This is a genomic window from Microcoleus sp. AT3-D2 (assembly GCF_036705715.1).
GTDB lineage: Bacteria > Cyanobacteriota > Cyanobacteriia > Cyanobacteriales > Microcoleaceae > Microcoleus.
In genome coordinates this window covers 19,152-29,904 of sequence record NZ_JAUBVE010000083.1, presented here as the reverse complement: position 1 = coordinate 29,904, position 10,753 = coordinate 19,152, and the positions used below count along the sequence as shown (strand labels likewise).

The following is a 10,753-nucleotide window of genomic DNA, read 5'->3' as shown; positions in this document are numbered from 1 at the left end:
ATGCAATCATTTGAGGTTTTGGCAATTATGAATTCCTTTGAAATTAAATCTGCTTGAATATCTGCGGAATGTGGGTTACAGACGCATTTTAATTTTGATGGGACGATCGCACTTTTGCTCACTTTATATAATTAAACAATTCTTCAAAAACCCGGTTTCTGTCTAAGTTTATCGCTACCAAACCTGTTATTTTGCCTAAAAACTCCGCTCAGTTATTTTATGCACTTTGTATAAATCAAGCCGGAGCTTGCTGCGGTCTGCCCCAGACAATTCGCTCCTGCTTGTATACAACCATACCCGGTTTAGCACCTTTCGGCTTGTATACATATTTCGGTTCTGTATAAACCACCGGGACTTGTTCGCTGTGGCGGGCGCGACTGTAGTAAGCAGTCATGTCGGCGGCAAATTGCAAATCAGTTTCTTCAGCCACAGTACCGGGTTTGAGACGCAGCAAAGCGTGGCTTCCGGGAATCTCTAGAGTGTGGAACCACAAGTCGTAGTCGTTGGCGGTGCGAAAAGTGAGTTGGTCATTTTGGCGGTTGTTGCGCCCGATTAATAATTCAAAGCCGCTGGGGGTTTGGTAGCGGTGAAATTCGATCGCAGCATTTTTGTCGGTACTGCGGTAATCTGGTACGTCTAGATATTTTTGCTGGATCAGTTCTTCGCGGATTTCGGCGAGGGTTTGCAAATCTTGGGTGTTGCGGTAGGTTTCCAATACTGAAAGTGCGACTTCAACTTGTTCTAAATAGTCGATTTCTTCCTGTACGGCGGCTAACAATGGTTCTACTGCAATGCGAGCTCTTTTAAGTTTTTGGTGTTTTTTGTAGATTGCTTGAGCGTTTTGAACGGCGTTTTTTTCCACATTTAGCGGAATGATTACTGGTTTCTCGGTTTCAAAGTCGGGGAGGGAAATTGATTTCATTCCGGGTTCCCAATGCTGCAAGTTTGCCATCAGCAAGTCGGCTTGGGATTTGTGGGTGTCGGCATCTGCCGATTGCTGCAAGCGTTCTTTAAATGTGTTGGCTTTTAGGCGCAGTTTTGCCAGGACGGTGTTGAGTTTTTGGGTAAGCTGATGCCGCAGTTGGGCGAATACTTGTTGATTGATTTCGCCTGTGTAGTAGCTGTTGAGTATTTCTTGAACGGAAGAGAAGGAAGAAGGAAGAAGGAAGAAGGAAGAAGGAAGAGGAGAGTTAGATTGGTTTTCGGGATTTGTTTCTGTTTCGTCGGGTTTTGGCCAATCGATGACGGTGTAACCTTCGGGGGTAAAACTTGGGTGAAATTTGGAGTTTTCTAGGCATTGCAGCCAGTACAGCCAGCGCTGGAATAGTTGCTGCCATTGCTGGGGATTCAGGCTGTCGGTGGATTGTTCGGGGTCTAGATTTGCCGATCGAATCATTGACAAAACTAAGGCTTTACTCATCCCTCGGTAATTCTTCAACAGATTGCCCTTTAATTGCCCAGGAACCAGGCTAATTCGTGATTGCCAGCGGTTTTGAGATTCACTCAAACTCGGCACTGCATCGGTCAAAGACGGGGGCATTTCGTAGGGTTGCCCGGTTTGGATGGGACGGACGGTGGACTGTTTGGCGCTGACTTGGTGGGCGCAGGTGACAACGAGGTTGTCTTGGGCGGTGAGGATGACGTTGCTGTACTTCCCCATGATTTCGGCGTACAAGTGCCAGAGGGCTGGTTCTCCGGGGCGTTTGGCGAATTGCAAGTCGATGACTCTTTCCCAGGATGCAACGGGGGCGATGGAAACCAAGGCTAAACCGCTGAGTTGATGCCGCAGTTGTTCGCTGAAGGTGAAGGTGTCGGGAATGCGCGGCGGGGGGTCGCCGACGCAGATGCGGGCGGCCACAGGATGCCAGGAAAGGTCAATCCAGCCGCGCCCTTTCATGGTGCGGAGGGCTAGGGACACGGTGAAGCGATCGCGCTGGTAGACTTGTTCTAAGCGCGCTGGCAGCCATTGGGCTCGCAGTTCGCTGCAAGCTGCGGTTAAAGTTGTAAAGTCTACGGGTTGCACGGTGGCCTCTTTGCGATCGAACTATCTATTTCTATGCTGACAGATATCGGTCACATTTTACTAACTATAGCCTTTCTCAGTAACATGAGGTGTACGCTTGATAAGCGGGCATAGGGCATAGGGCATAGGGCATAGGGCATAGGGCATACCTCACTTTATTGAGAACTGCTGTATTTACAATTATTGTTTGCTCTTGCTTCGCGTCCTATGCTAGGAAAGCGCTTCAATAATTCCGTTAACAAATAACAAATAACTAATAAACATTTCCTAAAAAGGAGGTTTTGAACAGGCAGGATGCCTGTTCCACAATAATTATAGGAGAGGTCTAATAATATCCATTCCGGCTGCGCCGAAATGATATCAAATCAGTCATTAGTCATTAGTCATCAGTCAACAGTCAACAGTCAACAGTCAACAGTCAACAAGCACGGACGGTGCAACCGGAATCGATATAACAACTAACTAATAACTTCCCGAATCAATTCCAAATGTTTGTACAAAGGTGCGATCGTATTGGCGGCGATCGCCCCGCTAGCAGCAACAGCGGGCAAACCAATTCCCGGAAACGTCGAATCTCCGCAGCAAAACAGCCCCGCTAAAGGTGTTGTCGGTCCGGGAAACAAGCCGCTACCCGCCCGAATTCCGGGCCCGTAGGAACCGCGATGGCGGCGCAAAAACCGTTCGTGGGTGAGGGGTGTCCCAACTAAGGTGACTTCGCAGCGCGATCGAATATTGGGGATAATTCTCTCTAAGGCGAACCACATTACCTCGGCGCGCGCTTGTTTTTGCAGCTTGTACTCTTCGCTGGTGCGATCGAGCTTTTGCCACAAATCGTAAGGCTCGTTTCCGGGGGTATAGGCGTGAATGACGTGCTTTCCCGGAGGCGCGAGGTCGGGGTCGAGGAGGGAGGGAATCGAGACGAGAACGACGTTCAGAGGGGCAGAAACGCCCATTTCCCAGTCTTTGACGAAGATGTAGTGACAAGCTAAGTCCGATCGCACTCCGGCAGCATCTATTCCCAGATGCAGGTGCATGAAGCTGTCGCACTCGGGCGTCGCCTGCCTCTCTTGCCGAAACCTTTGGGAGACAGAGGTTTCAGGCAACAGTTTCAGGGTATCCCAAACGGAAGCGTTGGAGACGACGGCTTTGTGCGATCGAATAATTTTGCCCGATCGCAGCCGCACGCCCGCAGCCCGGTTGTTTTCCACCAAAACTTCTGCAACGTGGGAATTTAGCAGCAACCGCCCTCCGTGGCGCTCTAAACCGCGTACCAGGGCATTTACCAAAGCTGCACTACCGCCGATCGGATAGTCCAAGACTGCATTGGGGCGATACCAGTCGGCGAACATGAAAGCGACTTCGGCTGCGATCGTTCCGTCGGCGGGAAGTCCAGACAGCAGGAAACACAACAAATTCAGCCAATTTCGGACAAAGGGATCTTTGACATTTTTGTCCATAATTTTGCTGAAAGGGCCTGCAAGTGCGATCGCCTCGCCAGCACTTTGCAGGAAAGCCGGCGCAAATTGGCCGAGGGTAAAAACAGCGCCCAAATCGAAGCGCAAAGCCAGGGAGGGCAAGGCTATGGCAGCTTTGGCGTAGGGTTCCATGATGCGCTGGAGTTGCCGCCATTCGGCGACTGCTGCCGCGCCGCGCAGTTGTGCGAGCACTTCAGCAAATTGACTCGCACCGACGGATGTGTCGAAATCGCCTTCTGGCAAACAGCAACCCCAGGTATCGTAGGTGATGCAGGGGAGTTTTTCGCCGATCGCATCCAAAACTTGCCGCAGCGGATTTGCAGACGGGCTGTAGGATAATCCTGAGTACAGGGAGGGCCCGGAGTCGAAGCGAAATCCGTCGCGTTCAAAACCGTGTGCGGCGCCGCCCGCGATCGAATGGCTTTCGCAAACCACAACGTCAAAGCCATAGCGGGCAAGCATTGCAGCGCAAGTCAAGCCGCCTATTCCGCTGCCGATGATGATGATTTCTGTGTCTGTGGGGGCGATCGCAACCATGTTTTTCTCCGCTACTTCAGCTAATATTATCAATGTCTTGCAGCTTTAGGACTTACGCATTTAACAGATGCGATCGTCCCTAGCCCTCCAAAACACAAGGGGGAAGAAGCAAGCAGTTGACTGTAGGCTCGATCCCCCCTAGCCCCCCTTAATAAGGGGGGGACAAGAAGCAGTCAAAGTTCTTGTTAACAAGGGCAGGCTTAGAAGCATTCAAAGTCCCCCTTATTAAGGGGGATTTAGGGGGAGATCGACTCAGCTACCACTCTTAAAATACAAATCTGTATATTATTAAATGGAAAATATATCTATTCTAGAACAAGCTGCCCAATCTAATTCTAAACCATCTCCTGACGCTGTAGTCGCCGCCCTCCTAGAAGCTGAGAAAAACGCGAAAAAAAATAAAATTCGCTATTCTTTCGAGCAATTAATCGGCAACTGGCAACTCTGCTTTATCACCGGCACCAAAAAGACTCGACAAAAAGCGGGGATTGTGTTGGGTGCGGGACGTTACATCCCTGAGTGGATTGCGAAAATTCAAATTGCTTATTCGGCCGAACCTGTGGCTGAAGGGGAAGAGAATAGCGAAACGGGCAGGGTGGAAAATTCGGTGCAAGTTGGGGCGATCGTACTAACTCTATCGGGGCCGACTAAGTTTTTGGTTAATAAAAATATTTTAGCTTTTGATTTTACCAGAATTACGGTGAAATTGTTGGGTAAAACTGTGTATCAAGGATTTATTCGCGGTGGAGAAGCGCGGGAGGCGGAATTTTTTAGTTTGAGTGTGGGGAAGCAGGCATTTTTTGCATATTTTCTGGTAGAAGATGGGATAATTGCGGCTAGGGGAAGGGGCGGCGGCTTGGCTTTGTGGGGGAGAGTTTAGCGGTTCTTAACTGCCTGCAATATAGCAGGGAATTAACTTTATTTATTTCGGAGTTTGGAGGATATTTGTTCTGCTTGGCGGTTGACTTCTGTTGTTTACTGCATCAATATTACTCAAAGTAGTAGCTTCCATCTTGCGATCGCCCACTGACCGCCAAATTGGTAAAGCTTGGTTAAAGTATTTCAATGCTTCTTGCGGTTGGGAGATGCTGTTGTACGCTAAACCAATATTATTCAAAGTACCAGCTTCCCTCCTGCGATCGCCCACTTGCTGCAGAATTGGTAAAGCTTGGTTATAGTATTTCAATGCTTCTTGCGGTTGGGAGATGCTGTTGTACACTGCACCAATATTATTCAAAGTAGTAGCTTCCCCCCTGCGATCGCCCACTTGCTGCAGAATTGGTAAAGCTTGGTTATAGTATTTCAATGCTTCTTGCGGTTTGGAGATGTTGTCGTACACTAAACCAATATTATTCAAAGTAGTAGCTTCCCCCCTGCGATCGCCCACTTGCTGCAGAATTGGTAAAGCTTGGTTATAGTATTTCAATGCTTCTTGCGGTTGGGAAATGTTGTCATACACTCTACCAATATTATTCAAAATAATAGCTTCCTGCGCGCGATCGCCCACTGACCGCGTAATTGGTAAAGCTTGGTTATAGTATTTCAATGCTTCTTGCGGTTGGGAGATGCTGTTGTACGCTAAACCAATATTACTCAAAGTACTAGCTTCCCCCCTGCGATCGCCTACTTCCCGCCTAATTGGTAAAGCTTGGTTGTAGTATTTCAATGCTTCTTGCGGTTGGGAAATGCTGTCGTACACTGCACCAATATTACTCAAAGTAGTAGCTTCCCCCGCGCGATCTCCCACTTCCCGCCTAATTGGTAAAGCTTGGTTATAGTATTTCAATGCTTCTTGCGGTTGTCCGATACTGTCGTAAACTCTACCAATATTATTCAAAGTACTAGCTTCCCCCCTGCGCTCGCCCACTTCCCGCGTAATTGGTAAAGCTTGGTTATAGTATTTCAATGCTTCTTGCGGTTGGGAAATGCTGTCGTAGTTAAGACCAATATAATTGAGTGCTATAGCTTCACCTCGTCTCTGTTTAAATTGTCGCGCAATGGCTAGAATCTCCTGCCATGTTTCTATTGCCTGTCGAGGTTGTCCTTGCCTTTCCTGTTGCTGTGCTTGCTCTATGAGTTGCTTTAATTTTTCAACCTGTGAATTTTGACTTTGCGCCCAACTCGGTTGCACCATCAGCGGCACACTCAGAGGAGTCAGACACACACTCAAAGCCAAAACACTGCTAATAATTCGTTTCATCTTTTTCAAAATTTACCAAAGTCGATTAATAGAATAGACATCAAACGCAGAATCTTTACTTAATATGGGTATCTAACAGAAGTCTCATTACATATAATCCTTGAAATCTTCTAATGGCTCGTCAAAATCGTCAGATATTGAAATTAAATCGCGATCGCTGCCAAACAGTGGTACACGGCGCTTTTTAGGAGGCATCACCGATGATTTTCTATTGGTTGTGCGATCGCTCTCTAGAAATTCTCCAATTTTTTTCCATTCCTCTCTGTCTTCATCTGACAAAGCTGCCAAAAACTCTTTCATCCTTTTCAGCTTCTCCTCATGGTTGACAGGCGAAACTTCCCGCACTTCAATCAGAACTTCGGAGCCGTCAGGAATGTTAAAATTTTCTGCCAATTGGATGTTTTTACCTTGTTTTATGCCTTTAACTTGGATAGGTTCGGATTTCATGGCTTGTCTGTGATAAATTGCAGATATCAGGTCAGACCAGGTAAAATTTTCAGGCAGTCGATCTATTAAGCTGCGGACTTCTTCTTTAAGATTGATGGTTTCCATCGGTTTTAGTAAAGAGAGTATGGATTTTAATTGTAGTACAAGCGGTTTTGAAGCGATCGACCTTTTAGCAAAAGTCCATTGCAATTGATATTTCACACAACAGTCCGGCGGGGGTTAAAATCCCCGACGGACTACGGGATTTGTGTTTTTTAATTAAGCCCGATCGCACACAACTTCAAACACACCCCCTGGAATAAACCGACACAAAGCCCTCCGCCGATCGTCCGCATCTTGGCGATTGACAAAACGGGCAATTGTATAATGCTGAGCATTCGGTAAGATTCGGACGATCGCCCAAGAATTGCGATCGCCCTGCTTTGACTTTTCAGATGTTTTCCCTCGCGAATTTGAGTTGAGTTCGATCGCGGGGCGATCGGCGATCGTCGGAGAATTTGCTTTTCTGAGAGTGTTGAGGTAGCGGGCGATCGTACTTCCTTTGAGATTCGCCCCGACGCGCAGAATCAGAAACACCGCAAAGCTTTCGAGCTCTGGCCCAGTCATGCGCGCGCGATCGGCATCAAAATCCTCATCAGAGTAGCTGCGGATACCCGACAGCAGTTGCGTGATGCCAAAATCATTTAAAGCTTGTTGATAGCCGCGAGTATATTCGCTGCCGTCACTTCCAGGCTGTACCATAGAGATTGCCTCCTTGCTTATTTAGGGGCCAGAAGCCAGCGACGAACTTTCCTAGGGATGACGCTGGCTTTTGACTTGTTCACAGTATATCACTTAAACGCCACATATATGTAACGTAAATGACGTATACTCGACAAGACAGTCCAGATACAGCACAATGACGATCGCCCTAAACAAAAAAATACTGAGCCTCGGATGACCAAACGCTTAACCACTTATTTGGCTGATGGAATCTATGACATCCTCGAAGAGTGGGCAGAGAGGGAACGCCGTTCAATCAGCAGCTTATCAGCATTCCTTTTGGAGCAAGCAGCCAGAGAACATCAAAAGGAAATGCAAAAACAGCCCCCGCCATCGGATGAAAAGCAGGAGAAAAGTTGAGTGAGGTGTGGGCGATCGCTCTCTCAAACAAACTGAGGACTGAAGTTTTTTATTGCTGATTCATGCGCGCGCGATCGGGCGCATAGTGCTGTGCAAAAGCAGTGTTGTGGTGCATATTCGACAAAATTGTCTAAAATACTCGACAATGACGATCGGCTTACATAAGAAACAATTAACCTCTAATGTCTAAACGCATATCAACCTCGATAGGAGAAGGAATCTATGACCTACTTCAAGAGTGGGCAAATGAGGAACGCCGTTCAATCAGCGGCTTGTCAGCATTCATTTTGGAACAAGCGGTGAGAGAACGTCAAAAACAAATGCAAAAACAGTCCCCACCATCCGATGAGAAACAGGAGAAAAGTTGAGTGCACGCATCAAAGCCAAAGAAACCGGGTTTTTTGCCGGCTGTAACGAAGTATTTCGCAAAAAAAGCCGGTTTCTGACCACCCCTGCGTCCAGAACTATATGAAATTTATCGGCATAGACTTAGGTTGGAGCTCAGGAGCAAGCGGTTTGTGCTGTTTGAATTGGCAAAATAACCAATTAGAATTAATAGAGTTCGATCGCCCCCACTGACAATACTAAAGCATTTGGACATAAAGCCAGAGGTTTGAAACATACATGTTCGCCCCTCTGCCTACCCCTTACATCTCTCGCCCAAACATCAGATCACCCATTTCCCGCCGGTATACGGACAGTGAAAATAGACCCTTTTCCCTCTTCGCTTTCTACCAAAATTTCCCCGCCCATCATCTGACAGTAGTAGCGGCTAAGTGTCAGCCCCAATCCGGCGCCGTCGTAAGGTCGCGTTGTTGAACAGTCAGCTTGCACAAAAGCTTCAAACAATTTGTGCTGTTGTTCTTCCGACATTCCAATTCCGGTATCCTTAACAGATAAGCAAATCCAATCCGACTCTTCAACATTCAGCAGCGGACAAGCGATCGCCGCAGAATGAGTTTCATCCGCAGGCATTGAATCGTCAATCGCCGATCGCCCTGCGGCATTCAATTTGCCACTTCCTGCAATGCGCCTGACACTCAGTTTAACCTTGCCGTTTTTGGTGAACTTACCAGCATTATTCAGCAAGTGCATCAAAACCTGCCGCACTTTCTTGAAATCTGCGTGCATGATACCCGCAGTTCGATCGCACTCTATTTCTAAAACATTGCCATTTTTCTCTACCAACTGTTTCGCGGCACACGCAACATTGTCCACCAGGGATGCGATGTCAAACTCCTGGATTTCCAGTTTCATACCCCCCGTTTCAATTTTTGACAAATCGAGGATATCGTTAATCAAAGATAGCAGGTGCGTGCCCGCCTTCTGAATCTTGTGCAAGTCAGGTACAAACTCATCGCATCCCGCATCTTGGGCATCTTCTGAAAGTAGTTGACTGTAGCCGATAATCGCATTTAAAGGCGTCCGCAATTCGTGGCTCATATTTGCTAAAAACTGGCTTTTAGCAGTGTTAGCGGTGACGGCGGCTTCCTTAGCTTGTTTTAATTCTTTAGTATGTTGGGAAACTCGCTCAATCAGGTGATTGAGAGACACAGCTAATGAGCCTATCTCGTCTTGTCCGGTGACGGGGACTCGCAAATCAAAATTCGACTCGGCCGCCACTTGTTCGGCAATCTGAGTGACGCTCACCACTGGTTTGGCGATCGCCCGACTGGTGCGGTCAGCCACCATTCCAGCCACCACTACCGACAGCAGCATACTAATAATAATTATGGCTTTTTCCATTCCTTGAGCATCCTCCATCACTTCACCACCTTGCCCCTCTTGCTGCTGGGCAATATCGAGGATTTTGCTCAATTCCTCAAGGCTGCTGTTAAGCTGTTTTACACCTTTTCCGCTTTCTGTCGCCAAAAGTTTTCGGGCAGACTCTATCTCCCGAGGTGACAGTTGCGATTGCTGGATTTGCTGCAAAGTTGACTTGAGAGTATCGGCGTAGGATTCTAAATCTTCCATGCAATCTCGCAGTAAACTTTTGAGAACTTCCGGCTTTGCTGCCAGCCAAGCAGGTTGGCTGTCGGCAAACTTCTCTATACGCAACCGCAGCTCTTTTGCCTGAACAATACTCTTGACAAACTGCTCTTCTTTCAGTTCCAGCTTGGCAGGATTATCTACAAAAGAATCTAGCTGCGCTCCCTGCAATTGTGCCGCCAGTGCTGCATCTTTAAAATTGCCCAGCAATTGCGCTTGTAGGTGAGCGTCATTGAATTGTTTTAATCCTTGTCCTTGATAGTAATCGGCAATCACCAGCCCGCTTAGGGAGCCAATAAATCCGATTGCTATTGCCAGGAAATACCCGCCACCAATTTTTTTATGGATGGACCAACCGCCAATTTTAGATGGCAACATTTTGCGGAGCTTTAAGCATGATCTTCCTACAAAATCCTGGCTGGGGATTTTATTATGTGGGGTTTCTATAGAAGCGACTTGTTCAGAAATAAAGAGCGGCATCAGTTTACCTACTTTGCTATTTTTTGGGTTTACCTTTCGCGTTGCCACAGGTTCTTTCTGCGGGTTAAATGGTTCTAACTCTGGATTGAACTCGCCCTGGTATTCCGAAACGGCAACCGATAAACTTGCTTCGTTCCCTGTTTTTTTTAGCAAGTTAATTTTTGACATATGCAAGCCCTGTATTCTGTTGAAATCTACCACGCTCTTAAGTTCTCCAAACGGAAAATCTTGTCTATTTGACCGTAGACATCTGTGAAAAAGTATCTGAAACTCTTGTCGAGTCAGAGGCGAAACTTAAATTCGGTAGATGTCTAATAGATAATTAGGCTGTTGATTGCTGTTCTCAAATTACTTTTTCGGCTCGTAAAAGTCTGTAGCAGGCAAAATAAAGAAAATTTTATCCAAGCATGGAATTCTTCAGGCAGAAAATTCTCTCTGACCTGTTTTGCCTGTGAGTAGCCCAAAGCTGATATTGTCTGT

The 10,753-nt window shown here is 47.1% G+C and carries 9 protein-coding genes; 3 read left to right on the top strand and 6 right to left on the bottom strand.

The genetic code is table 11. From position 1 onward, the window contains the following. Positions 1-235 precede the first annotated feature (235 nt). Both QUB44_RS25980 and QUB44_RS25975 read right to left on the bottom strand, forming a co-directional pair. Entirely contained in the window at positions 236-2,023 is a 1,788-nt protein-coding gene (locus QUB44_RS25980) for an NFACT RNA binding domain-containing protein (protein WP_333372030.1), read from the bottom strand. A 458-nt stretch (positions 2,024-2,481) separates the two neighbouring features. Continuing rightward, the gene (locus QUB44_RS25975) at positions 2,482-4,035 is read right to left on the bottom strand and encodes an NAD(P)/FAD-dependent oxidoreductase (RefSeq protein ID WP_333372031.1); all 1,554 of its coding nucleotides are present in this window, start codon (positions 4,033-4,035) and stop codon (positions 2,482-2,484) included. Positions 4,036-4,327: 292 nt separating this feature from the next. Between QUB44_RS25975 and QUB44_RS25970 the strand changes: the two genes are divergently transcribed. Next, positions 4,328-4,915 (top strand): hypothetical protein, encoded by a 588-nt coding sequence (locus QUB44_RS25970; protein ID WP_333372028.1) that lies wholly within the window; start codon positions 4,328-4,330, stop codon positions 4,913-4,915. A 42-nt stretch (positions 4,916-4,957) separates the two neighbouring features. Here the strand turns inward: QUB44_RS25970 and QUB44_RS25965 are convergent, their stop codons facing one another. From QUB44_RS25965 to QUB44_RS25955, 3 genes are all read right to left on the bottom strand, one after another. Continuing rightward, on the bottom strand, positions 4,958-6,235 hold the full coding sequence (locus tag QUB44_RS25965) for a tetratricopeptide repeat protein (protein ID WP_333372026.1): 1,278 nt from the start codon (positions 6,233-6,235) through the stop codon (positions 4,958-4,960). Positions 6,236-6,322: 87 nt separating this feature from the next. Continuing rightward, positions 6,323-6,787: a DUF2281 domain-containing protein gene (locus QUB44_RS25960; protein WP_333372024.1), complete on the bottom strand. Its 465-nt coding sequence runs from the start codon at positions 6,785-6,787 to the stop codon at positions 6,323-6,325. Between the two features lie 153 nt (positions 6,788-6,940). Next, the gene (locus tag QUB44_RS25955; RefSeq protein WP_333372023.1) at positions 6,941-7,423 is read right to left on the bottom strand and encodes a hypothetical protein; all 483 of its coding nucleotides are present in this window, start codon (positions 7,421-7,423) and stop codon (positions 6,941-6,943) included. 195 nt (positions 7,424-7,618) lie between these two features. Between QUB44_RS25955 and QUB44_RS25950 the strand changes: the two genes are divergently transcribed. Together QUB44_RS25950 and QUB44_RS25945 are read left to right on the top strand one after the other, a co-directional pair. Continuing rightward, complete coding sequence (locus QUB44_RS25950) at positions 7,619-7,804, top strand: ribbon-helix-helix domain-containing protein (RefSeq protein WP_333063338.1); 186 nt, start codon at positions 7,619-7,621, stop codon at positions 7,802-7,804. A gap of 182 nt (positions 7,805-7,986) precedes the next feature. Next, complete coding sequence (locus QUB44_RS25945) at positions 7,987-8,172, top strand: ribbon-helix-helix domain-containing protein (protein ID WP_333108585.1); 186 nt, start codon at positions 7,987-7,989, stop codon at positions 8,170-8,172. A gap of 304 nt (positions 8,173-8,476) precedes the next feature. Here the strand turns inward: QUB44_RS25945 and QUB44_RS25940 are convergent, their stop codons facing one another. Continuing rightward, positions 8,477-10,441, bottom strand: a complete 1,965-nt coding sequence (locus tag QUB44_RS25940) for a HAMP domain-containing sensor histidine kinase (RefSeq protein ID WP_333372021.1) — start codon at positions 10,439-10,441, stop codon at positions 8,477-8,479. Between the last annotated feature and the right edge of the window lie 312 nt (positions 10,442-10,753).